At 57.6% G+C, this 21,420-nt stretch carries 22 protein-coding genes; 10 read left to right on the forward strand and 12 right to left on the reverse strand.

From position 1 onward, the window contains the following. Positions 1-41: 41 nt before the first annotated feature. Entirely contained in the window at positions 42-917 is an 876-nt protein-coding gene (locus GHO25_RS08755; RefSeq protein WP_048368756.1) for a LysR substrate-binding domain-containing protein, read from the reverse strand. Positions 918-1,133: 216 nt separating this feature from the next. Between GHO25_RS08755 and GHO25_RS08760 the strand changes: the two genes are divergently transcribed. Beyond that, positions 1,134-1,673 (forward strand): DUF4142 domain-containing protein, encoded by a 540-nt coding sequence (locus GHO25_RS08760; protein ID WP_153390605.1) that lies wholly within the window; start codon positions 1,134-1,136, stop codon positions 1,671-1,673. Positions 1,674-1,722: 49 nt separating this feature from the next. Here GHO25_RS08760 and GHO25_RS08765 read toward each other — a convergent pair whose 3' ends face one another. The 3 genes from GHO25_RS08765 to GHO25_RS08775 all read right to left on the reverse strand — a co-directional run bounded on the left by GHO25_RS08765 (position 1,723) and on the right by GHO25_RS08775 (position 3,787). Further along, positions 1,723-2,019, reverse strand: a complete 297-nt coding sequence (locus GHO25_RS08765; protein WP_048368754.1) for a DUF6388 family protein — start codon at positions 2,017-2,019, stop codon at positions 1,723-1,725. 95 nt (positions 2,020-2,114) lie between these two features. Continuing rightward, positions 2,115-3,317 carry an MFS transporter gene (locus tag GHO25_RS08770; protein ID WP_048368753.1) on the reverse strand — a complete coding sequence of 401 codons (1,203 nt, stop codon included), beginning with the start codon at positions 3,315-3,317 and terminating at the stop codon, positions 2,115-2,117. Between the two features lie 149 nt (positions 3,318-3,466). Further along, positions 3,467-3,787, reverse strand: coding sequence for a YqjD family protein (locus tag GHO25_RS08775; RefSeq protein ID WP_048368752.1), 321 nt, complete (start codon positions 3,785-3,787; stop codon positions 3,467-3,469). A gap of 178 nt (positions 3,788-3,965) precedes the next feature. On the opposite strand from GHO25_RS08775, the gene GHO25_RS08780 reads away from it, so the two are divergent. Beyond that, positions 3,966-4,217 (forward strand): hypothetical protein, encoded by a 252-nt coding sequence (locus GHO25_RS08780; protein WP_048368751.1) that lies wholly within the window; start codon positions 3,966-3,968, stop codon positions 4,215-4,217. A 10-nt stretch (positions 4,218-4,227) separates the two neighbouring features. Here the strand turns inward: GHO25_RS08780 and GHO25_RS08785 are convergent, their stop codons facing one another. Continuing rightward, positions 4,228-4,710: a GreA/GreB family elongation factor gene (locus tag GHO25_RS08785; RefSeq protein ID WP_153390606.1), complete on the reverse strand. Its 483-nt coding sequence runs from the start codon at positions 4,708-4,710 to the stop codon at positions 4,228-4,230. A 105-nt stretch (positions 4,711-4,815) separates the two neighbouring features. Here GHO25_RS08785 and earP point away from each other — a divergent pair, with 105 nt between their 5' ends. The 3 genes from earP to GHO25_RS08800 all read left to right on the forward strand — a co-directional run bounded on the left by earP (position 4,816) and on the right by GHO25_RS08800 (position 7,461). Next, positions 4,816-5,949, forward strand: a complete 1,134-nt coding sequence (gene earP, locus GHO25_RS08790) for an elongation factor P maturation arginine rhamnosyltransferase EarP (protein ID WP_153329945.1) — start codon at positions 4,816-4,818, stop codon at positions 5,947-5,949. Positions 5,950-5,998: 49 nt separating this feature from the next. Further along, the gene (locus GHO25_RS08795) at positions 5,999-6,568 is read left to right on the forward strand and encodes an elongation factor P (RefSeq protein WP_048368748.1); all 570 of its coding nucleotides are present in this window, start codon (positions 5,999-6,001) and stop codon (positions 6,566-6,568) included. Between the two features lie 140 nt (positions 6,569-6,708). After that, on the forward strand, positions 6,709-7,461 hold the full coding sequence (locus GHO25_RS08800) for a sulfite exporter TauE/SafE family protein (protein ID WP_048368747.1): 753 nt from the start codon (positions 6,709-6,711) through the stop codon (positions 7,459-7,461). On the opposite strand, the gene GHO25_RS08805 is transcribed toward GHO25_RS08800, so the two are convergent. After that, entirely contained in the window at positions 7,451-8,308 is an 858-nt protein-coding gene (locus tag GHO25_RS08805) for a LysR family transcriptional regulator (RefSeq protein ID WP_153329943.1), read from the reverse strand. The two genes, GHO25_RS08800 and GHO25_RS08805, sit on opposite strands and share 11 nt — an antisense overlap. A 95-nt stretch (positions 8,309-8,403) precedes the next feature. Between GHO25_RS08805 and GHO25_RS08810 the strand changes: the two genes are divergently transcribed. Beyond that, positions 8,404-8,583: a DUF1127 domain-containing protein gene (locus GHO25_RS08810; protein WP_048368745.1), complete on the forward strand. Its 180-nt coding sequence runs from the start codon at positions 8,404-8,406 to the stop codon at positions 8,581-8,583. Between the two features lie 106 nt (positions 8,584-8,689). Here the strand turns inward: GHO25_RS08810 and GHO25_RS08815 are convergent, their stop codons facing one another. Further along, positions 8,690-10,036, reverse strand: coding sequence for a class II 3-deoxy-7-phosphoheptulonate synthase (locus GHO25_RS08815; protein WP_048368744.1), 1,347 nt, complete (start codon positions 10,034-10,036; stop codon positions 8,690-8,692). A 157-nt stretch (positions 10,037-10,193) separates the two neighbouring features. Between GHO25_RS08815 and GHO25_RS08820 the strand changes: the two genes are divergently transcribed. Further along, the gene (locus GHO25_RS08820) at positions 10,194-10,949 is read left to right on the forward strand and encodes a spermidine synthase (protein WP_153390607.1); all 756 of its coding nucleotides are present in this window, start codon (positions 10,194-10,196) and stop codon (positions 10,947-10,949) included. Positions 10,950-11,320: 371 nt separating this feature from the next. Then, positions 11,321-12,991 (forward strand): DEAD/DEAH box helicase, encoded by a 1,671-nt coding sequence (locus GHO25_RS08825; protein ID WP_048368742.1) that lies wholly within the window; start codon positions 11,321-11,323, stop codon positions 12,989-12,991. A 200-nt stretch (positions 12,992-13,191) separates the two neighbouring features. Here the strand turns inward: GHO25_RS08825 and GHO25_RS08830 are convergent, their stop codons facing one another. The 3 genes from GHO25_RS08830 to GHO25_RS08840 form a co-directional block, all read right to left on the reverse strand. Then, positions 13,192-13,959 carry a class III extradiol ring-cleavage dioxygenase gene (locus GHO25_RS08830; RefSeq protein WP_153390608.1) on the reverse strand — a complete coding sequence of 256 codons (768 nt, stop codon included), beginning with the start codon at positions 13,957-13,959 and terminating at the stop codon, positions 13,192-13,194. Between the two features lie 192 nt (positions 13,960-14,151). Then, positions 14,152-15,039 carry a protease HtpX gene (htpX, locus tag GHO25_RS08835; RefSeq protein ID WP_048391298.1) on the reverse strand — a complete coding sequence of 296 codons (888 nt, stop codon included), beginning with the start codon at positions 15,037-15,039 and terminating at the stop codon, positions 14,152-14,154. Positions 15,040-15,352: 313 nt separating this feature from the next. Beyond that, positions 15,353-16,564, reverse strand: a complete 1,212-nt coding sequence (locus GHO25_RS08840) for a pyridoxal phosphate-dependent aminotransferase (RefSeq protein WP_048368739.1) — start codon at positions 16,562-16,564, stop codon at positions 15,353-15,355. A gap of 212 nt (positions 16,565-16,776) precedes the next feature. On the opposite strand from GHO25_RS08840, the gene msrB reads away from it, so the two are divergent. After that, entirely contained in the window at positions 16,777-17,172 is a 396-nt protein-coding gene (gene msrB, locus GHO25_RS08845; RefSeq protein ID WP_153390609.1) for a peptide-methionine (R)-S-oxide reductase MsrB, read from the forward strand. Positions 17,173-17,195: 23 nt separating this feature from the next. Beyond that, on the forward strand, positions 17,196-17,678 hold the full coding sequence (locus GHO25_RS08850) for a glutathione peroxidase (RefSeq protein ID WP_153390610.1): 483 nt from the start codon (positions 17,196-17,198) through the stop codon (positions 17,676-17,678). 124 nt (positions 17,679-17,802) lie between these two features. Here GHO25_RS08850 and GHO25_RS08855 read toward each other — a convergent pair whose 3' ends face one another. Further along, the gene (locus GHO25_RS08855) at positions 17,803-18,648 is read right to left on the reverse strand and encodes a hypothetical protein (protein WP_178110035.1); all 846 of its coding nucleotides are present in this window, start codon (positions 18,646-18,648) and stop codon (positions 17,803-17,805) included. A gap of 419 nt (positions 18,649-19,067) precedes the next feature. After that, positions 19,068-21,386, reverse strand: a complete 2,319-nt coding sequence (locus tag GHO25_RS08860; protein WP_153329937.1) for a response regulator — start codon at positions 21,384-21,386, stop codon at positions 19,068-19,070. Positions 21,387-21,420 lie beyond the last annotated feature (34 nt).

Consider the following 21,420-nt stretch of genomic DNA (forward strand, 5'->3'; position numbering starts at 1 on the left):
GCGAGGCAAGCTCGCTCCTACACGTGTCAGGCATCCCTGTTTTAGGGGTTACTCACCAACCCCAGCCATTCAGTAAACAGCCGCACTTTCGACAACCCTTGTTTGTCGTGCGCCACGTTCAGCCAATAGCCATACGGGCCGATGACCTCCACGGGGGTAATCGGCAGCAGGCTGGCATTGGCCAATTCTTTTTCGATCATCTGGCGGTCGATCACAGCCAGTCCGCCCCCGGCAACCGCGGTGTGGATCACTTGGTCCAGCGTGCTGAACTCCAGCCCGCGGGCCGCATCGACGTCGTCACGGCCCATGGCGGCCAGCCAGTTTTCCCAGACCTTCAAGCGTTTTCCATCGTGCAGGATGTGCAGCAAGGGCAGGGTGCGCACATCGGGCGGCTGGCCGTTGACGAACAGTTCCGGGCTGGCGACGGCAATGTGGCGCTCCATGACCAGTAACTGGCTGCTGCAATGGCTGTCCGCTTCCAGGCCCCAATGGATGATGCAGTCCACTTCCCCCAGGCTGTCGTGAGCGCTGGTGTTGGTCACGCTCAGGCTGATGTCCGGGTAACGTTCGCAAAACGCGCGCAAGTGCGCCGACAACCAGCGCGTGCCCCAAGTGGGTGGCACGACAATACGCAGGCGCTGGCGCAGGTTCGGCACGCGCACGGCCTGCAAGGCGCGCTCCATGTGATCGAACGCCTCGGCCAACTGCGGCGACAACCTTACGCCGGTTTCGGTCAGCGACAACCCTTGTGGCGTGCGCACGAAAAGCGCCACACCCAAGTAGTCTTCAAGTTGTTTGATTTGTCGGCTGACAGCCCCTTGGGTGACGTTAAGGCTTAACGCCGCCTGGCTGAAACTGCGATGCCGCGCGACTTCTTCAAAGACGCGCAGCGTGTTGAGCGACGGCAATTGGCGCATGACGTTTTGCTCCGCACCGGCCTTCTACGCCAGAAGGGTAGGGCGGGCTTATTGTTATGTAGGAGGTTTCTTGCTTCTGTGGCGGATTGTAGCTGTTGTCACGGGCGGCGATAAGCGGCCCCACTCGTCAGAAAATCACATCTCATCTAAACCTTTGCCGCCATGGGCCTTCAGATTCTGTGCAGGACATAAACCTGCCTTTTACTGGAGGACGCAATGAAACCCCTGATGGCCCCTAAACGCTTTATGGCTGGATGTGCCCTGGCCTACGCCCTGTTTGTGATCGGCAGCGCGGTCGCTGCAAGCCCGGCAGATTTTGTCGACGAGTCGTCTGCGGCAGGCATTGCGGCGATTGAAACCAGCCGTATGGCGATCAGTAAATCGTCTTCAACCGACGTCGGCAGTTACGCGGTAGAGGTGATCAAGGACTACACCGATGCCAATCGCGATTTAAAAGACATCGCGCAAAAGCAGGGCTTGAAGGTCGCTGATCAAGAAGAAATCCTCAGCAAAGCCAAAAAACTGATGTTGCAGGTACAGGAAGGCGATTCCTTTGATGCCGCGTATGCGGCTAACCAGGTCAAGGCCAGCGAGGATGCGATCGACCTGTATAAACAGCAGATTGATGACCCGGCCTCACCCGAGCTTCAGGCCTTTGCCGAAAAGTACCTGCCCAAGCTGCAAATGCACCTGGACATGGCCAAAAGGCTGGTCTCGGCGCACCACAAAGGTGATGGCGCAGTATTGCCGGAGTGATAGCGTTAATGGCGTAGCGGTGGGTTTGGCACCGCTACGTCAGCTCAAGTCAGACAGCGATGTCGTTGAAACCGCAGTACTCTTCCCAGCTCATCTCCAGGGCTTCGGCCACTTCCTGATGGACTTCAAGGCGCATGGCTTTGAGTTCTTCGGGGCTGCGGGCGATCAGTTGCAGCGCCAGTTCCCAGGCCTCAAGGCCACGGCTTTCGGCTTCGTCCTCAAAGGCCCATAAAATTTGCTGCTGGCGGTCCTCGGCGCTCAGCTCTTTCATTTCTTCCAGCAGATGCGGGTGCGCCTTGATGAAGGTATCCAGGGCCAGTTCGTTACGGGATTCTTTTGGGATCATATGGCGTCTCGGATCGTTAGGACGGTCTGCGGGGCAGACCGTCGTCAGGGCGTTTTTCGCATGCTAGCGACTTCACCCCCTGATGAAAAGCGCCATTAGCCCACAGGTTGCAGCTTGCTTTCGCGCTGCAACATAAAGCCCCAGATGGCCAACGCCAGGGTCGAGATCACGGCGCCGACCACCACAATGCCGTCCCAGCCATACACCGGATAGGTTTGTGCGCCGATCAATGAGCCCAATGCACCGCCAATGAAGTAGCAGGTGATGTAACCGGCGTTCAGTCGATTCCGGGCCGCAGGGCGCACTTGGAACACCGCGTTCTGATTGCTCACGTGTACCAGTTGCACGGCAAAATCCAGCGCCAGCACGCCAATCAGCAGGGCGATCAGCGAGTGACCGGCAAACGCCATCGGCAGCCAGCAGGCCAGCAGTACCAGCAGGCCCACGGTGGTCGCCATTTGCCCGCGGCCACGGTCAGCCATACGGCCGGCCCAGTTGGCCGCCACGGCGCCTACCGCGCCCGCCAGGCCAAACAGGCCAATCACGCCGTCGGAGTAGTTGTAAGGCGGTACGGCCAGCAGAAACGCCAGCGGAGTCCAGAACAAGGCGAACAGCGAGAAGGTCAGCAGGCCAAGTACTGAACGCAGGCGCAGCACCGGTTCTTCGACAAACAGCTTGAACACCGACCCCAGCAGTTTCGGGTAGCTCAGGCCTGCGCTGTGGTGGTGATTGGGCAAGGCAAAAAATAGCGAAATGGCGCTGATAAACATCAAGCCTGCTGCCAGCAGGTAAATGCTGCGCCAGTCACCGGCCGAAGACAGCGCCCCGGCCACGGTGCGGGCCAGCAGAATGCCCAGCAGCAAGCCGCTCATCAGCGTGCCGACTACACGGCCACGGCTTTGCGGGTCGGTGAGGCTGGCGGCCATCGGTACCAGCACTTGCGCCGACACCGAAAACATCCCGGTGACCGCCGTGCCGATCAGCAGCCAGGTCAAGGACGGCGCAAAAGCGCTGAGCAACAGGCCGGCCGCGCTGAGCACGGTCATGGTGACGATCAGGCGGCGCTGTTCAAACAGGTCGCCCAGCGGCACCAGCAAAAACAGGCCCGCGCCGTAACTCAATTGCGCCGTGATCACCACGGTGCCGGCGCTTTCCATGCTCAGGCCGAGCTCTTGGGCGATGGTGTGCAGCAGCGGTTGGGCGTAGTAGTTGCTGGCGACCGCAAGGCCGGTGGCAACCGCCATCAGGAGGATAAGGGCAGTGCTTAAAGGTTTAGTGGCAGCAGGTGATTCGGACATTGACTGTCTCTTTGGCAAGAGTGGAATGGCGTGAAGTATCCGGAATGCCTGCGCGAGATGTCACTGAATATGTCGAGAATTTTGATTTTTAAACGACAAAGCCCCGCGTCATGACAACGCGGGGCTTTGGTAACCGTGCTAGCGCTGGATCAGTTGCGACGGCCCAGCAGCAGGCCGACCACCAGGCCGACACCGGCCGAGATCGCTACGGTTTGCCATGGGTGGCCACCGATATAGTTTTCGGTGGCATCGACCACCGGCTTGCTGCGCTCACGCACGTTGCTGACCGAGTCCAGGGCTTGCTTGAGCTTGAGGCCAACCTGTGCACGCAGGGTTTCGCCTTCTTCGCCTACCAGCGACGCGCTGTCCTTGAGCAGCTTGTCAGATTCGGCGATCAATTCTTGAAGCTCGCTGAATGCCTGATCCTTGATCTGATCTTCAGCGGCTTGTACGGCATTTTTTCGAGCCATTGCGGTACTCCTTGCAGGTGAATGGGGTGATGACTAATGGAGTCAACCCAATGCTAAAAAGTTGCATCGATTTTTCAACGCATTGTGAAACCGAGGTGTGAGCGTAGTAAAAATCCAGGCTGAGACACTTCTTTTGAGGGTGTAAGATGTCGCCTAATTTACGCAGCAGGAAAATCTCATGAGCTTCAACCTCGCCAATAAGTCACTCGCCGAGCGTGCTGCGCTTGAGGATGAAAAGTCCCGTCTGTACGAACTGTGGCAAAGCAACCTGGGCAAAGCCAAAGGCGATGCGGCCCGCCTGTTTGGCGAGCGCGCCAAACGCAAGGGCAAATGGGCAGAATGGGTGCGTTCGGAGCTGGACGCCATGTCGCCGCCCGAATACGCCAACATGGTGCGCAGTGAAGTCAACCGGCTGATGGCCGCCAAGTAATACGCATGCGCTAATCAACCTCGCAGACAATAAACCCCTGTGCTGCACCGCCGACCTTGATCTGCACCTCATCGTCCACCTGCTTGCCGATCAAGGCCGCGCCCAGCGGTGCACGCGGGGTGATCACGGTCACGCTCTGGCCTTCAAGGGCAAGCTTGAGCCCGGCCGCGTCCGGGGCCAGGAACAGCCACTGTTCACTGCCGTTGTCAGCTTCCAGCTTGACCAGCGCGCCCAACTGAACCCCGTGAGCGGGATCAAACGGCGCCAGGGTCATGGCCTGGCAGTGTTTCAGTGCCTGACGGATTTCCTCGACCCGGCGCGCCTGGCCGGTGGCCAGATACGAGGCCTCAAGGCCGAGGGTGTCGTATTTGTTTTCGGCGATGTTCTCTTCGTGGGTCGCGGCTTCATAAGCGGTTTGCGCCGCCCGCTGGAGCACGTCGAGGTCGATGGCGAGTTTTTCCAGCATCTGCTGGTACACGGCGGTCTTGTTCATAAAGGCGGCTTGAAGGGAAACGAGCGGCGATTGTCGCCTTGGCCCAAGCCTTCTGTACACGCTGATTTGCGCAGACAATCAGCCCTTTAACTGGTGGAGCCCGGAATGAAAGCCTCCTGGGATATTTTTTGCAGTGTGGTCGATAACTACGGCGACATTGGTGTGACCTGGCGTTTGGCCCGACAACTGGTGGCTGAGCATCAGGTGCCGGTGCGGCTGTGGGTCGATGATTTGCAGGCCTTTGTGCCGCTGTGCCCTGAGGCCGATGCCAGCGCTGCCCAGCAGTGGCAGCAGGGCGTTGACGTGCGCCTGTGGCCCAAGGACTGGCAGCCGGTCGAAGCCGCTGACGTGGTGATCGAGGCCTTCGCCTGCACCTTGCCCGACGACTATCTACAGGCCATAAAAGCCCGGCAAACCCCGGTGCTATGGCTCAACCTCGAATATTTAAGTGCTGAAGACTGGGTCAGCGGTTGCCACGGTCTGGCGTCCCTGCGGCCGGATGGCTTGAAGCGCACGTTCTTCTTTCCGGGCTTTGAAGCCGGGACGGGCGGTTTGCTGCGCGAAGCTGACTTGCTGACCCGACGCCGTGCTTTTGAGCAAGACCCGCACGCCAAGCAGGGCTTTTTGCAAAGCCTGGGCGTTGTGGCGGCGGACAACGCCCGCCTGATCTCCCTGTTTGCCTACGAAAACACCGGGCTGGCCAGTTGGCTGGACGCCATGGCGTCGGGGACTACGGCCATTCACCTGCTCGTGCCGCAAGGGCGAATCATGGGCGACCTGTTGCGTTGGCTTGAAATCGACGCGCTGGCGCTGGGGCGTGTTGAGCAGCGCGGGTCATTGACCGTGCAGGCGTTGCCGTTCGTCCGACAGCAAGATTACGACCGCCTGTTATGGAGCTGTGATTTCAACGCGGTGCGCGGCGAAGACTCGTTTGTCCGCGCGCAATGGGCAGGGCGCCCGCTGCTGTGGCACATCTACGAGCAGGAAGAAGACGCGCACTGGGTCAAACTCAATGCGTTTCTGGCGCTGTACATCAAAGGCCTGTCGCCCGCTGCCGCACAAGCCTTTACCGGCCTGTGGCATGCCTGGAATGCCGGCTCAGACATGGCGCCGAGCTGGAATGGCGTGCAGGAACACTGGTCAGAAATCACCGAACACGCCGAGAAATGGTGCCTGGAGCAGTCATTGCAGGCTGATCTTGCGCAAGCGCTAGTACTGTTTTATAGAAATTGGATATGATACGCGGCCTAGATTTTTGTAAATCTCAATCCAAATTCGGATACTCGTAATGAAAACTGGTAAAGAGCTTAAACCCGGTACAGTGATTCGTATCGACAACGACCCTTGGCTGGTTCAGAAAGCTGAGTTCACCAAGTCTGGTCGTAACAGCGCAATCATGAAGACCAAGCTGAAGAACCTGCTGACTGGTTACAAGACTGAAACCGTATACAGCGCTGACGACAAGCTGGATGACGTGATCCTGGATCGCAAAGAAGCGACCCTGTCCTTCATCAGCGGCGACACCTACACGTTCATGGACACCACTGACTACACCATGTACGAGCTGAACGCTGAAGACATCGAAGCCGTTCTGCCATTCGTTGAAGAAGGCATGACCGACGTTTGCGAAGCCGTATTCTTCGAAGAGCGTCTGGTTTCCGTAGAGCTGCCGACCACTATCGTGCGTCAGGTTGACTACACCGAAGGTTCCGCTCGCGGTGACACTTCGGGCAAGGTGATGAAGCCTGCCAAACTGAAAAACGGCACCGAGCTGAGCGTTGCTGACTTTATCGAAATCGGCGACATGATCGAGATCGATACCCGTGAAGGTGGTTCCTACAAGGGCCGCGCCAAGTAATTCTGGCCTAAACCGCACGATAAAAAACCCGACTTTAACGTCGGGTTTTTTTATTCATGAAATTACGCTTAAGGTGCGGTTTTAAGCTTTGCCCCCTGCCAGCGACTGGTTAGCATGGCCGCTCTGATTGAGGGGCGGTGATGTTTATAGATTTTGCAATGTACACGGCCTTGGGCCTTGCCCTGGGGGCGCTGGGCGGGTTGTTCGGGATCGGTGGCGGCTTGATCGCGATCCCGGTGTTGGGTTTGTGGTTTGGTCTGGACCAGCAAATTGCCCAGGGCACCGCGCTGGTGATGTCGGTTCCTAACGTATTTCTGGCGCTGTACCGCTACAACCAACGCAACAAAATTGACCTGCGCCAGGCATTGCCGCTGGTGTTGATGAGTTTTTGTTTTGCCTGGCTGGGCGCAATGCTCGCGGTTGGGGTCGATGCGCGGCTGATTCGCTGGGGCTTTATCGTCTTTTTGCTGTGCATCACCCTGTACAACCTGATCAAGCTCTATAGCTCGCCCGCGCAACCGGTGGCCGGTTCGCGCTATGGCTGGCCCTGGTACGGGGTGCTCGGCGCGCTGGCAGGCACCACGGGCGGGCTGTTTGGGGTCGGCGGCGCGGTGGTCGCGGCCCCGGTGCTCACCAGTGTGTTTGGCACCACGCAAGTGATGGCCCAAGGCTTGTCGCTGGCTCTGGCGGCGCCCAGCACGGCGGTCACATTGTTGACGTACGCGGTGCACGACGAGGTGAGCTGGCTGATGGGCATCCCCATGGCTATCGGCGGTCTGCTGAGCATCAGTTGGGGCGTTAAGCTGGCGCATGCGCTGCCAGAGCGCATGCTGCGGGGAATGTACTGCGCCTTTTTGCTGCTGTGTGCGGCGTTGCTGGCGATTAAAGCTTAAAGCCTTCGACGATGTACTCGGCAAAGCACTCAATGATCGGCGAGGCCGCGCTGTTGTGTTTGCGCAGCAGCACGATGCTGGCAGACGGTAACTGGGGCAGGTTTTCTGCCTCGCCAATGATGCGTAAATCCGCTGGCAGCAGGCTTTGCAACTGGGCCGTCACCGCCAGCCCGGTGCTCACCACTGCATTGATCGCCGACAGGCTGGCGCTGGTGTAGGCAATCCGGTACTCGCGCTGCGCCAGGTCCAGAGCATTGCACGCCCAAGTGCTGCAAAAGCAGTCGGTATTGAACATGGCCAGCGGCATGGGCGTGCGTTCGTGGGGGGCGAAGCCTTCGGCGACCATCCACACAAAGCGCTCCTGACGCAGGATCTGCCCGGTTTCAGTGCCGGGCTCGCGGGTCACAATGGTCAGATCCAGATCGTTGCGCTGTAACAGCAGAGCGGACGGCTCGCAATGCACCTCAACGTTGATCAGCGGATAGTCCTGGGCAAAGCGCGACAAGATGCCGGGTAAAAAACGCATGACGTAATCGTCCGGCGAGCCGATTTTCACGGTGCCGACCATTTTTGGCAGGCTCAGCGTATTGAATACCTCGCTGTGCAGCTTGAGGATGCGCCGCGCATACCCCAGCAGCACCTGACCTTCTGGTGTGAGGCTGACCGTACGGCCATCGCGCTGGAACAGCGTGCAGTGCAGCACGTCCTCTTCCAGGCGCTTCATTTGCATGCTCACCGCCGATTGCGTGCGATTGACCGCTTCTGCCGCGCGAGTAAAGCCGCCGTGATCGGCAATCGCAGCGAAAGTGCGCAGCAAGTCAGTGTCGATACTCGGAAAACCGGCCATTCATCAATCTCGCAAATGGGTCGCATAAGAAACATTCGTTGGATTGATCTTATGCCTGGGCAGAGACTTGAGCCATCCCCCAGGAGGTCCAGGTGATGAAAGGTCTAAAAGAAAATGCGTGGATGGCGCGTATTGCGCGATGGTATCAACTGTCCCGTGAGCGGGCGGCGCTGCGGCGAATCAGCGATGCAGGGCTCAAGGATTTGGGCTTGAGCCGGGCTGACATCGAAACCGAAAGCTATCGCCCGTTTTGGGATGATCCGTTGAAGAAGTGAGTTAGAGCAGGGCCTTGTGGGAGCAGGCTTGCTCGCGATGTCATCCACTCGATTTAGCTGAAAAATAGAGTCGTCTGCATCGCGAACAACCTGCCTCGTACGGTTTTTAGCGCTTAACCTGCTTCAACGTTTCGGCAATCAGGAACGCCAATTCCAGCGACTGATCGGCGTTCATGCGCGGGTCGCAGTGGGTGTGATAGCGGTCTGACAGGCTGTCTTCAGTGATCGGATTGGCGCCGCCAATGCACTCGGTGACGTTCTGTCCGGTCATTTCGATGTGAATCCCGCCGGCGTAGCTGCCTTCGGCTTCATGTACCTGGAAGAACTGCTTCACTTCGCCAAGGATCTGCGCGAAGTCGCGGGTCTTGTAGCCGCTGCTGGCCTTGATGGTGTTGGCGTGCATCGGGTCGCAACTCCACAGCACTTTTTTGCCTTCGCCTTCGACGGCGCGGATCAGTTGCGGCAAATGGTCGCCGACCTTGTTGGCGCCCATACGCACGATCAGGTTAAGACGGCCCGGATCGTTGTCAGGGTTGAGGATGTCGATCAGGCGGATCAATTCCTCGGTGTTCATGGTCGGGCCGACTTTAACCCCGATCGGGTTGTTCACGCCGCGCAGAAACTCCACGTGGGCACCGTCCAGCTGGCGGGTACGGTCGCCAATCCACAGCATGTGTGCCGAGCAATCGTAGTAATCGTTAGTCAGGCTGTCGCGGCGCACAAAGGCTTCTTCGTAGTTCAGCAGCAACGCTTCATGGGCGGTGAAGAAGCTGGTTTCACGCAGTTGCGGCGAGCTGTCCATGCCGCAGGCGCGCATGAAGGCCAGGGTTTCGTCGATACGGTCGGCCAGTTGGCTGTACTTTTCTGCCAGCGCCGAGTTGGCGATGAAGTCCAGGTTCCACTTGTGCACCTGGTGCAGGTCGGCAAAACCGCCCTGGGCAAAGGCGCGCAGCAGGTTCAGGGTTGCGGTGGACTGGTGATAAGACTGCAACAGGCGCTCTGGATCAGGCACGCGGCTTTTTTCATCGAAACCGATACCGTTGACGATGTCGCCGCGATACGCCGGCAGCGTGACGCCGTTGATGGTTTCATCGTTGGCCGAGCGCGGCTTGGCGAACTGGCCCGCCATGCGCCCGACTTTGACGACCGGGCAGCCCGCCGCGAAGGTCATGACAATGGCCATTTGCAGTAACACCTTAAAGGTGTCGCGAATCTTGGCTGCCGAAAACTCTGCAAAACTTTCAGCGCAATCGCCGCCCTGCAACAGAAACGCCCGACCTTGGGTGACCTCGGCAAACTGACGGCGCAGTTCGCGGGCTTCTCCGGCAAACACCAGTGGCGGGTAACTCGCCAGGCTTTGCTCGACCCGCAACAAGTGGGCCGCGTCAGGGTAGTGGGGTTGTTGCTGGATCGGCAGGGCGCGCCAGCTGTCAGGGCTCCAGGGTTGGCTCATCGCAGACTCTAGTGTCGAAAGGGGATGGCGCATGTTAGCAGCAATTAGTGCGTGACCTGTTGCGTTGCAATGGCCGACAATCGTGCCTTTGCGCTCGGCATCGAGTGGTGGTTTTTAGCGCGCTGGCCGTGTGTGCCGGGCGCGGCGAGGAGAGGCAATGTCTGAGGAGCGCATAGAGCGCCTGCTCGCTGAAGTCCATGATGACTTCGGCATGATTCGAGTGTTTGAAGTGGAAGACTACCGCTTCCTCGAATTTGGCGATGCGATCGAGCAGAGCTGCGTGTTCACCACGGACCCCAGTTGGCTGGAATACGACTACACCCGCGCCATGCTGATTGGTGCCTTGTGCCATGAAGCGCCAGAGAGCGCCCTGTTTCTGGGGTTGGGTGCCGGGACGCTGACTCAGGCCTGCCTCAAGTTTTTGCCTCTGGAAGACGTCGAAGCCATTGAACTGCGCCCGGATGTACCGCGCCTGGCCATTGAGCACTTGGGGCTGGACGACGACCCGCGGCTGTACATTCGCATTGGTGACGCGGTGGAGCTCTTGCCCAGCGCCGAGCCTGCCGACCTGATTTTCGTCGACCTTTACAACGACCTGGGGCCGGCGCCTGGTCATTTGGCCTGGACCTTCCTGGAGAACTGCCAGAAAAAACTCCAGCCCAACGGCTGGCTGGTGATCAACCAGTGGGCCACCGACGACGGCAAACCGCTGGGCGCCGCCTTGTTGCGGGGCTTGTTCCATCGTCACTATTGGGAGCTGCCGGTCAAAGAGGGCAACGTCATCTTGCTGGTGCCCGGCGATCTGGATCAGGCGCTGGACATTGACGCACTGACCGCTCGCGCACAGGCCCTGGCGCCGCGTTTGGGTTATTCGCTCGAAGCGTTGATCAAGGCCATTCGCCCTGCGACCTGAAGCGCCACGGTGAATCGTTTTAGCGACAGGCCCGTAATTGCCGGGCCACGCCCCGTTTTGCGAAGCCCAAATTATCGCAAAAGCCCGGTCTACAGAGGCTTGCAGACGATCGACTGTTAAAAAAGCGCTTTTTTTTTGTGATAAATCCGGTATAGTGCGCGCCGGCCTTTAGCCGGGCCACGTTTAGGTGTTGCACTTCCCGAAGTACGCTTCGGCTGCTCGTCCGTTTCGCGGACTACCCTGAACGCTCCATTCATTTAACGTTTTCGCAAATCCCCGCCGACAAAGCAGCCAGGGCGACTCTTGTAGTCTTACACGGCATGCGCAGCTTTGGAGCATGGGTCTTTGCGGATGCACTTAGAGGCAGACCCATGACCCAGGAAACCGGCGGCTTCGCCGCTTTTGATCTTAACCCGAACATTCTTGCAGCCGTCATCGCGACTGGCTACGAAGAGCCTTCGGCTATTCAGCAGCAATCGATCCCGATCATTTTGGCCGGTCACGACATGATTGGTCAGGCGCAAACCGGTACGGGTAAAACCGCCGCCTTTGCCCTGCCTATCCTCAATCGCATCGATCCTGCAAAGCGCGAACCGCAAGCCCTGATCCTGGCGCCAACCCGTGAGTTGGCGCTGCAAGTAGCAACCGCTTTCGAAACCTACGCCAAGCAAATGCCTAGCGTTAACGTTGTGGCCGTTTACGGCGGCGCGCCCATGGGCCCACAACTGAAAGCAATCCGTAATGGCGCACAAATCGTTGTTGCCACTCCGGGCCGTCTGTGCGACCACCTGCGTCGCGACGAAAAAGTATTGGCGACCGTGAACCACCTGGTTCTCGACGAAGCTGACGAAATGCTCAAGCTGGGCTTCATGGATGACCTTGAGGTGATCTTCAAGGCTTTGCCTGCTACCCGTCAGACCGTATTGTTCTCGGCCACCTTGCCGCAGTCGATCCGTGCCATTGCCGAGCGTCACCTGCGTGACCCGCAGCACGTTAAAATCCAGACCAAGACTCAGACCGTTACCGCGATCGAACAGGCTCACCTGTTGGTTCACGCTGACCAGAAGACCTCGGCTGTATTGAGCCTGCTGGAAGTTGAAGACTTCGACGCGCTGATCATGTTCGTGCGTACCAAGCAAGCCACCCTGGACCTGGCCAGCGCCCTGGAAGCCAAAGGCTACAAAGCCGCTGCGCTGAACGGTGACATTGCCCAGAACCAGCGTGAGCGCGTTATCGACTCCCTCAAAGATGGCCGTCTGGACATCGTTGTGGCGACCGACGTAGCCGCTCGTGGCCTTGACGTTCCGCGTATCACCCACGTGTTCAACGTTGACATGCCTTACGATCCAGAGTCCTACGTTCACCGTATCGGCCGTACTGGCCGTGCAGGTCGCGAAGGTCGTGCACTGTTGCTGGTGACTCCACGTGAGCGCCGCATGCTGCAAGTGATCGAGCGTGTAACCGGTCAAAAGGTTGCTGAGGTCCGCCTGCCGGATGCTCAGGCAGTCCTTGATGCGCGCATCAAGAAACTGACCAACAGCCTGGCGCCACTGGTTGCTGATGCTGAATCGACTCACGGCGACCTGCTGGATCGTCTGACTGCCGATATCGGTTGCAGCCCGCGTGCGTTGGCCGCTGCCCTGTTGCGCAAAGCCACCAACGGTCAGGCTCTGACCCTGGCAGCTATTGAGCGTGAGCGCCCGCTGGTGCCGAACAGTGCTCCGCGTGAGCGTTCGGAGCGCAGTGGCGACCGTCCAGACCGTGGTGATCGCGAGCGTCGTGCTCCGGCTCCATTGGCTGAAGGCCGTGCTCGTTGCCGTACCGCGCTGGGTGCGCGTGATGGTATCGCTGCCAAGAACCTGCTGGGCGCTATCCTCAACGAGGGTGGCCTGGCACGTGAAGCAATCGGTCGCATTCAAGTGCGTGATAGCTTCAGCCTGGTAGAACTGCCGGAAGAAGGCCTGGAAAAACTGCTGGCCAAGCTCAAAGACACTCGTGTCGCTGGCAAGCAGTTGAAGCTGCGTCGCTACCGCGAAGATTAATCACAGCGTGCTGTGATTGATCACTAAAAAATCCCCGACTGGTTCGGGGATTTTTTTTGCCTGCGGTTAAAGGTGCGATTGATCCCTCGATCAGGGGAGTGGGAGCGGGCTTGCTCGCGATTGGATCGACTAGGTGCAACTGATGTACCGAGTTGTTTGCATCGCGAGCAAGCCCGCTCCCACAGAGGTTTGGCGCATCATTATCCAAACCGGTAGATGTCCATCCCCAGTGCGCCCAAGGTCCAGCCCTGATGCGCAATGCTGAACGGGCCGCCCGCTCCCCGGGCAAAGTACAGCGGCAACAGGTGTTCATCGCTCGGGTGGTTTTTGGCGGCGAACGGCGCCTGTTGCCGGTACTGGTGCAAAGCTGCTTCGTCGTCGGCGGCGAGCTTTTCAATCATCCAGTCACGAAACGCTTTGGCCCATGGTTCGACGCTTTCCGGGCCCGCCTGCCAGTCCAGCTCGCGCAGGTTATGGGTGATGCTGCCGGAACCAATGATCAAGATCCCCTCGCTGCGCAAGCTTGCCAGCGCCTGGCCCACTTCATTCAAGCCCGCAGGGCCCAATTGGCTGGGCAGCGACACCTGCACCACGGGAATGTCGGCTGCCGGGTACATCAATGACAACGGTACCCAGGCGCCATGGTCGAAAGGGCGTTTGGCATCCAGTTGCGCTGGCAGGCCGTGTGTGGCCAGCAGTTGCACGATCCGTGCGGCCAGCGCCGGATCGCCCGGCGCCGGGTATTGCACGGCATACAGGGCGCGTGGGAAGCCACCAAAGTCATGCCAGGTCTCTGGCGCAGGGTGGCTGGCAACCCGCAGGTCGGCGCTTTCCCAGTGAGCCGAAAGCAGCACGATGGCCTTGGGCTTCGCAAATTGCGCGGCGAGGCGCTTCAAGGCCGGGCCGCTTTCACCGGGTTCCAGTGCCAGCATCGGAGAGCCGTGTGAAATGTACAGGCTAGGCAGCATGGTGAGGGTCCTCAAGGTTTGGATGCGCCATCTTCAACCTGATCATTGATCTAAATCCAATATAAGTTTTAGTGCTTATCTATCGAATTTAAAGGTTGGTTCAGCGCCCTGAAGCAGGCGTGTAGGCAATATCCGAACAGCGGGCACAAAAAAGGGCGACCGAAGTCGCCCTTTTGAGTAAGCCCGTAGCGGTTAGCCGCGACGACGCAGTGCGTCGATACGTTCTTCCAGAGGCGGATGGCTCATGAACATCCGCGCCAGGCCTTGCTTCAAGCCGCCATTGATACCAAAGGCAGACAAGGTGTCCGGCATGTGCACCGGCAGGCCTTGCTCGGAGCGCAGGCGCTGCAGGGCGCTGATCATGGCGCCAGTCCCGGCCAGGTGAGCACCGGCTTCGTCAGCCCGGAACTCGCGTCGGCGCGAGAACCACATCACGATGGCGCTGGCCAGGAAGCCCAGTACCAGCTCCGCGAAAATGGTCGCGACATAGTAGGCAATGCCACGGCCTTCATCGTTCTTGAAGATCACTTTATCGACGAAATTGCCGATGATGCGGGCAAAGAACATCACAAAGGTGTTCACCACGCCTTGCACCAAGGCCAGGGTCACCATGTCGCCATTGGCGACGTGGCCGATTTCGTGAGCCAGTACGGCTTTCACTTCATCGGGCGAAAAACGCTCAAGCAAGCCCTGGCTAACCGCTACCAGCGCATCATTTTTATTCCAGCCGGTGGCAAACGCGTTGGCCTCGTAAGCCGGGAAAATCCCCACTTCAGGCATTTTGATCCCGGCTTCGCGGGACAGTTGTTCAACGGTTTGCATCAGCCATTGTTCGTGGCGTGTACGAGGTTGAGTGATCACCTGGGTGCTGGTGCTCATTTTCGCCATCCATTTGGAAATGAACAGCGAGAACAAAGACCCTGCAAAACCAAAGACCGCACAGAACACCAACAGCTGATTGAGGTTCAGATCAACCCCGTTGGCCGCCATGAACCCGTTAAAGCCGAACAGGCTCAGGGTGATGCTGGCAATCAGCACGACCGCCAGGTTAGTGGCCAAAAACAGCAGAATGCGCATCATGGTTGTAAGAATCTCCTCGTCTTAAGGGTGTTGCCGCATGCGGGTATATAAGGTGCTGCCTCAGGCTATTCAACCAAGTGACTATTTCAAACTGTGTCCTACAGGTCGAATTGAGCGCGGCGCCAGATATTTCCTAATATGAATGGACCCTTTATTCAGGCAAAAGTCAGGCTCAAAGCCAATAAATTAAAGGCCTTGCCAGGTTTTAGGTTTTTCGGGTGTGCAGGAAAAGTCGGGAAAGCTAACAAATGAAGATTCTTTCAGTGGACACATGCTGTGCGACTTTTCATTTGTCGCACAGCATGTTCAGAAATTACTGACGGTAGGTCTTCAGAAAGTTACCGATTCGACCGATGGCCATGTCCAGTTCGTCAACGCGCGGCAGGGTCACCACACGGAAGTGGTCCGGCCAAGGCCAGTTGAACGCGGTGCCCTGGACCACTAGCAGTTTTTCCGAGAGCAACAAGTCCAGAACGAATTTTTCGTCGTTTAGGATCGGGCAGACTTTCGGGTCAATGCGTGGGAAAGCGTACAGCGCGCCCATGGGTTTTACGCAACTGACGCCAGGAATGTCGTTAAGCAGTTCCCAGGTACGGTTGCGCTGCTCCAGCAGTCGCCCGTTGGGCAGCACCAGATCATTGATGCTCTGGTAGCCGCCGAGTGCGGTCTGGATGGCGTGCTGGCTGGGCACGTTGGCGCACAGGCGCATGTTGGCCAGCATGTCGATGCCTTCGATGTAGCTCTGGGCGTTTTGCTTGGGGCCGGAGATCGCGATCCAGCCGGAACGAAAGCCCGCCACCCGGTACGATTTGGACAAACCGTTGAAGGTCAGGCAGAGCACGTCCGGGGCCAGCGAAGCGGTGCAAATGTGCACGGCGTCATCGTAGAGGATCTTGTCGTAGATCTCGTCCGAGAACACCACCAGGTTGTGTTGGCGTGCCAGTTCGAGCATGCCCAGCAACACTTCCTTGGAGTACACCGCGCCCGTCGGGTTATTCGGGTTGATGATCACCATGGCTTTGGTGTTCGGGGTGATCTTGGCCTTGATGTCTTCAAGGTCTGGCCACCAGTTGGCTTGCTCGTCGCACAGGTAGTGCACCGGGTGGCCACCGGCCAGGGTCACGGCAGCGGTCCACAGCGGGTAGTCCGGCGCCGGCACCAGCACTTCGTCACCGTTGTTGAGCAACGCTTGCAGCGACATCACGATCAGCTCGGACACGCCGTTGCCCAGGTAGATGTCTTCAATGCCGACACCTTCGACCTGCTTTTGCTGGTAGTACTGCATCACCGCCTTGCGCGCGCTGAACAGGCCTTTGGAGTCGCTGTAGCCCTGAGCAGTTGGCAGGTTGCGGATAACGTCCTGCAGGATTTCGTCCGGCGCTTCAAAACCAAAAGGTGCCGGGTTGCCGATATTCAGCTTGAGGATGCGTTGGCCTTCCTCTTCCAGACGTTTGGCGTGCTTGAGCACTGGGCCGCGAATGTCATAACAGACGTTGGCGAGCTTGTTTGATTTGCTGACCTGCATGGCGATGGGATCCCGAAAATGAACGATCCAGGCAAGGTGGGCACCTGTGCACTGGGAAATTCTGCGTTGGCGAACACCGCTAGGCTTCAAGAATCCGTTTGAATGCTTGCAGAGCGGGTGCCAGACTGGCGCATAACGAGGCGCAATCATACGTGCCACCCGCCCCCTGGAAAAGCCACCGGTCGGGGTTTTTCAGTTGCAGAGGTAGAACCATGGAAAAGTTGAACAAAACCCTGGACGAATGGAAGGCCATGCTCGATCCGGAGCAGTACAACGTGTGCCGTCTTAAAGGCACCGAGCGACCGTTTTCGGGTAAATACAACGGCACCAAAACCGATGGCGTTTATCACTGTATTTGCTGCAATGAACCGTTGTTTGATTCGCACGCCAAATTTGATTCGGGCTGCGGCTGGCCCAGCTTCTATGAGCCCATTGGTGCGAGTGCGATGGTAGAAATCCGCGACGTGAGCCACGGCATGATCCGCACCGAAGTGGTGTGCGCCAAATGTGATGCACATTTGGGCCATGTATTCCCCGATGGTCCGCCGCCGACCGGACTACGCTACTGCATCAATTCGGTGTGCCTGGACCTGGTTCCACGTGCTTGATGCTCATTCCTTGAGGTGCTGTCATGACTGATACATTGCTCACAATTCCCTGTACTACCCTCAGCGGCGAGCAAAAGACCCTGGCGGACTATTCGGGCAAGGCCGTGCTGGTGGTCAATACCGCCAGTAAATGCGGCTTCACCCCACAGTACAAAGGGTTGGAAGCGTTGTGGCAGCAATACAAGGATCAGGGGCTGGTGATTCTTGGCTTCCCGTGCAACCAGTTTGGCCAGCAAGAGCCGGGGGATGAAGCAGAGATTTCAGAGTTCTGCGAAGTGAACTTTGGTGTGACCTTCCCGCTGTTCAAAAAGGTCGAGGTCAATGGCAACAACGCGCACCCGCTGTTTGTCGAGCTGAAAAAGCGGGCGCCGGGGGTGTTGGGTTCGGAAGCGATCAAATGGAACTTCACCAAATTTTTGATTGGCCCGGACGGCAAAGTCGAGCGCTACGCCCCGGCAACCAAGCCCAGCGCCCTCAAGGCCGATATTAAGAAACTCCTGAAATAACATCCACCCGATTTCAAATACATTTGAAAGTTCATGATTTATTGCTGATAAGTTAAATTACTCTCGTTAATGGCGACAATGGTTATTCAATTGAATGATTATGTCGCCACTTTAACGGATTTTCTTATCGAGGTACTGCTAACGAAAATACGTAGTCATACCATTCATAACCCCATTGGGCTCGAGGTCCGCTCTTCCATCCGAATACAAGATATCCCGAGGCGCTGATACCGTATTCACACAGTAGCTTTGAATCATCCGGTAGGGGTAATACTTTAGAGGCGTCATACTTCTTGTGGTTGTTGTTTTCCCAGCCGCGTCTGTCTTTAGGATAGATGGCGAGTGAACAATCTGTTGCAAACCAGCGGCGCTGATCAGCGGCTCCGCGATCAAAAGCTGTCACTTCTATACTGGTTTTATTACTCAGGAATGCCGTTTCGTTTATTCGCGTGTAATGAATGCCATGTGTAGGATCAAGTTGCTGCCTTATACCTCCCAGTGTCATAACTTTTTCACCGCCCTCCAATGCGACTGCCGCACGTTTCAGCTCCTCCAGACTCATGTTGTTGACGTCTATGTCGTAGGTCCTGGACCAGTAATTAATATCGTCCATCAGATTGATGATAGTAATTCTTTCAAGAAGTGGGATTTTTTCTACTCTGTAATTGACCCTCGAATTAAAGATCAGTGTTCTGGCTTCTCCACTCTTTAGTCGTTCATGCACTTCTTTGTTTTCTTTATAAAAAATAATATCTTCGGTGTGTCTGTTCTCGCACTTGATTCTGACCGGTACCCCCACGCCGACGGAAGGCACCAGGACGAATTTATCGTTATCTTCGTTTATTTCGTAGCGTTTGGGTTCGTAATTTAGGTGGCTGATATTGCCACATATCTCAACTTTCATGTCGGGCTCTTTAAAGCCAGAGAGGAACATAGAAAGGAAAAGACCTTGGGAGCTATTCGTCGTCATTTTTTAAAACCTCAGCGCGTAGAGGAAATAATATGTTCATACATTTCCTTAAAGGCTGTCTACTGTCAGAATTGACAGTTGGGCCTATTATTAAATGAAGCGAAAAGGGAGGCTGCATTTATCAGGAATGGTTCAAATATCTCCGTCTTTTCAGTTTCCATAAAGTCGGTATTTGAGAAGAATGGTTCAAGCGTGGCTCGTCGTATTCCTGGATCGAATCGAGGTAGCTCTCGCTTTTGTCGTCTATATCGCACACGTAATTATCGCCCAACGCTTAGCGCTGGTTCATGCTGGCCTGACACAGCTCAAGCGCAGTACAGAGGCAGGCTGACGGTCGTTTGTTCCGTACCTGAACAACGCAATTACGCAAAGCTTTTGCAGACCATACTGTTGCAGTTAATTCCTATAGCTATCTGATTTTACAGATCTTTCACGGGCACCCAGCTTTCCAGCAGCGCCGCGAGTTCTTCGCGGCGAAACGGTTTTGCCAGGTAGTCGTTCATTCCTGCCGCACGGCAGCGTTCGCGCTCTTCGGGCATGGCATTGGCGGTCAGGGCCACAATCGGCAGGTCTGGCCAGCGGCCGCTCTGGCGAATCCGTCGGCTGGTCTCGTAGCCATCCATCACCGGCATGTTGCAGTCCATCAGCACCAGATCAAAGTGGCTGTGCTCCAGTTGCCCCAAGGCTTCGCCACCATGGGCCGCAATCACCACCTCGCATCCCAGTTTGCTCAGCATGCCCTTGGCCACCAATTGGTTGACCGGGTTGTCCTCGACCAGAAGTATCCGCGCGCGGTGCAGCACCGGGTCGCTGCTGACCGGGAGGCTGGGGCTTTCGTCACCTTCTTTTTGCAATAAATGCTGCACCGACTGGTACAGCGCCAGGCGCGACAGGGGGCGGGCCTTTTGTTGCAGCGGGGCGAGGGCATTGACTTGGTCGCCGGGCATAAAGTTGCCATAGGCGGTGACCAGCAAAATAGGCGCGCTGATGGCCGGGCGCAGTTCGGACAAGCATTCCGAGCAATCGGTGATCAGCAACTCTGTGTCGACGCCCTCCAGGGATTGCCCCAGTGAGTAGCGTTCATACTCCAGCCCCCACAGCGGCAGGTAGTTGCTGAGCAGTTCGCTGAGGCCGCTGCTTGAAGCGCTCACCGCAATGACCCGCCCGTTGAGCGGTTTGAAGGGGATTGCCGGGGTGTGGCAGGGCAGGGGTAGTTCGGCGCAGAACTGGCTGCCAAAGCCGATCTCGGAACTGATGGTCAGCCGCCCCTGCATGGCTTCGCACAGGCTGCGGGTCAGGGCCAGCCCCAGGCCGGTACCGCCAAACTGGCGTGTGATGCCGGCTCCCGCCTGGGTGAACGGGCGAAAAATACGCGCTTGGGCTTCTTGGGCGATACCGATACCGGTGTCGCATACCTCGATATGCACCAGGTCGTCGTGCCGGCTCAAGCGCACATCGACACGGCCAAAGCGGGTGAATTTGAGCGCGTTGGAGAGCAAGTTGCTGACGATTTGCCGCACGCGCGTCGGGTCACCCATGACCAGCACCGGGAAGGCCGGGTCGATCAGGCACGTCAGTTCTACGCTGGGCGCCGCGTTCTGCGAGAGCAGCTTGGCGGTGTCTTCAATCAGCGTGCTGAGGTCGAATGCGATGTGTTCCAGCTCTAATTGGCCGGCGTCGAATTTGGACAGGTCAAGGATGTCATTGAGCAGCTCGACCAGCACTTTGCCCGAGTCGTGGGCAATTGACAGTTGCTGATGCTGCTCGGCGTTCAGCGGGCCGTCCAGGCTCAGGGCGAGCATGCCCAGCAGGCCGTTCAAGGGGGTGCGAATTTCGTGGCTCATGTTGGCCAGAAACGCAGCCCGGGCCTGGGCCATTTCAAGGGCGGTGCTGCGGGCGGCTTCCAGCTCTTCGTTGGAGTGGCTCAGGCGGATGTTGCTGGCCTCCAGCTCCTGGGTGCGCGCCGAAACGATGTTCTCCAGTTGCGCGAGGTATTCGGTGAGGCGGTTTTCAGCCGCGCGGCGTTGCTCTATTTCACGAGTGACGGCATCAAACTGCTGATTGGTCGCATCGACCAAGACCCCGATCTCGTCATCTTTATGGCCCGGCGGGCATTGCACGCGCGAGGGGTTCGGGTGGCCCGGCTTGGTGTTGCTCAGTTCACCAATGACACGCACCAGCGGGCGGGTCAGCATCACGTAAAACAGCCCGAGCAGAATAAAGGTCAGCAGAAAACTGCGGGCAAAACCGCTGAGCAAGGTGACTTCGGCGCGTTGCAAAAAGCGCGCACCAAAGGGGTAGGTGTCTACCTCAAGGTGCAACTCACCCACGCTTTGTTCGGGTAAATGATTGAAATACAGCCGGTCGTCGAAGTTTCGGGTGTCACCAAACAAAAAATCGCTCAGGGCACGATAACGCCCGCCCTCAGGCGAGTCACGAACCTGCGCGAGGGTGTTTTTGTCGTTATCACTGATCTGTACGCCGGTGATGGCAGGGGAGCGCAGCAGCCCCATGGCCAGCTCTTGGGCGAGTTCTGTATCCAGGTTGTAGGCAATGCGCGACGCCGGATTGTGACTGATGTCCAGCAGGGATTGGATTTCCCGGTTGATAGCAGCGTTTTCACTGGCATAATCGATACCGATTTGCACCAGGCTCAGCATCGTCCCCAGAGCAAACCCGACCAGCACTGTCAGCCTTGCTTGTTTGAAAGACAGACGATGGGTGAATTTTATGTCCATTGGGTGCTGCACCTGTTCCCATTCCCTTACCGGT

Source organism: Pseudomonas sp. FSL R10-1350, assembly GCF_009600525.1.
GTDB classification, from domain to species: domain Bacteria; phylum Pseudomonadota; class Gammaproteobacteria; order Pseudomonadales; family Pseudomonadaceae; genus Aquipseudomonas; species Aquipseudomonas helleri.

Bases quoted from the DNA above. Each gene is read 5' to 3' on its own strand.
- GHO25_RS08800 (WP_048368747.1), top strand. From the start codon at position 6,709: ATGTTTATAGATTTTGCAATGTACACGGCCTTGGGCCTTGCCCTGGGG.
- GHO25_RS08760 (WP_153390605.1), top strand. From the start codon at position 1,134: ATGAAACCCCTGATGGCCCCTAAACGCTTTATGGCTGGATGTGCCCTG.
- GHO25_RS08850 (WP_153390610.1), top strand. From the start codon at position 17,196: ATGACTGATACATTGCTCACAATTCCCTGTACTACCCTCAGCGGCGAG.
- GHO25_RS08855 (WP_178110035.1), bottom strand. From the start codon at position 18,648: ATGACGACGAATAGCTCCCAAGGTCTTTTCCTTTCTATGTTCCTCTCT.
- GHO25_RS08780 (WP_048368751.1), top strand. From the start codon at position 3,966: ATGAGCTTCAACCTCGCCAATAAGTCACTCGCCGAGCGTGCTGCGCTT.
- GHO25_RS08805 (WP_153329943.1), bottom strand. From the start codon at position 8,308: ATGGCCGGTTTTCCGAGTATCGACACTGACTTGCTGCGCACTTTCGCT.
- GHO25_RS08770 (WP_048368753.1), bottom strand. From the start codon at position 3,317: ATGTCCGAATCACCTGCTGCCACTAAACCTTTAAGCACTGCCCTTATC.
- GHO25_RS08775 (WP_048368752.1), bottom strand. From the start codon at position 3,787: ATGGCTCGAAAAAATGCCGTACAAGCCGCTGAAGATCAGATCAAGGAT.
- GHO25_RS08815 (WP_048368744.1), bottom strand. From the start codon at position 10,036: ATGAGCCAACCCTGGAGCCCTGACAGCTGGCGCGCCCTGCCGATCCAG.
- GHO25_RS08860 (WP_153329937.1), bottom strand. From the start codon at position 21,386: ATGGACATAAAATTCACCCATCGTCTGTCTTTCAAACAAGCAAGGCTG.
- GHO25_RS08820 (WP_153390607.1), top strand. From the start codon at position 10,194: ATGTCTGAGGAGCGCATAGAGCGCCTGCTCGCTGAAGTCCATGATGAC.
- GHO25_RS08755 (WP_048368756.1), bottom strand. From the start codon at position 917: ATGCGCCAATTGCCGTCGCTCAACACGCTGCGCGTCTTTGAAGAAGTC.
- GHO25_RS08795 (WP_048368748.1), top strand. From the start codon at position 5,999: ATGAAAACTGGTAAAGAGCTTAAACCCGGTACAGTGATTCGTATCGAC.
- htpX (WP_048391298.1), bottom strand. From the start codon at position 15,039: ATGATGCGCATTCTGCTGTTTTTGGCCACTAACCTGGCGGTCGTGCTG.
- GHO25_RS08825 (WP_048368742.1), top strand. From the start codon at position 11,321: ATGACCCAGGAAACCGGCGGCTTCGCCGCTTTTGATCTTAACCCGAAC.
- GHO25_RS08810 (WP_048368745.1), top strand. From the start codon at position 8,404: ATGAAAGGTCTAAAAGAAAATGCGTGGATGGCGCGTATTGCGCGATGG.
- msrB (WP_153390609.1), top strand. From the start codon at position 16,777: ATGGAAAAGTTGAACAAAACCCTGGACGAATGGAAGGCCATGCTCGAT.
- GHO25_RS08840 (WP_048368739.1), bottom strand. From the start codon at position 16,564: ATGCAGGTCAGCAAATCAAACAAGCTCGCCAACGTCTGTTATGACATT.
- earP (WP_153329945.1), top strand. From the start codon at position 4,816: ATGAAAGCCTCCTGGGATATTTTTTGCAGTGTGGTCGATAACTACGGC.
- GHO25_RS08785 (WP_153390606.1), bottom strand. From the start codon at position 4,710: ATGAACAAGACCGCCGTGTACCAGCAGATGCTGGAAAAACTCGCCATC.
- GHO25_RS08830 (WP_153390608.1), bottom strand. From the start codon at position 13,959: ATGCTGCCTAGCCTGTACATTTCACACGGCTCTCCGATGCTGGCACTG.
- GHO25_RS08765 (WP_048368754.1), bottom strand. From the start codon at position 2,019: ATGATCCCAAAAGAATCCCGTAACGAACTGGCCCTGGATACCTTCATC.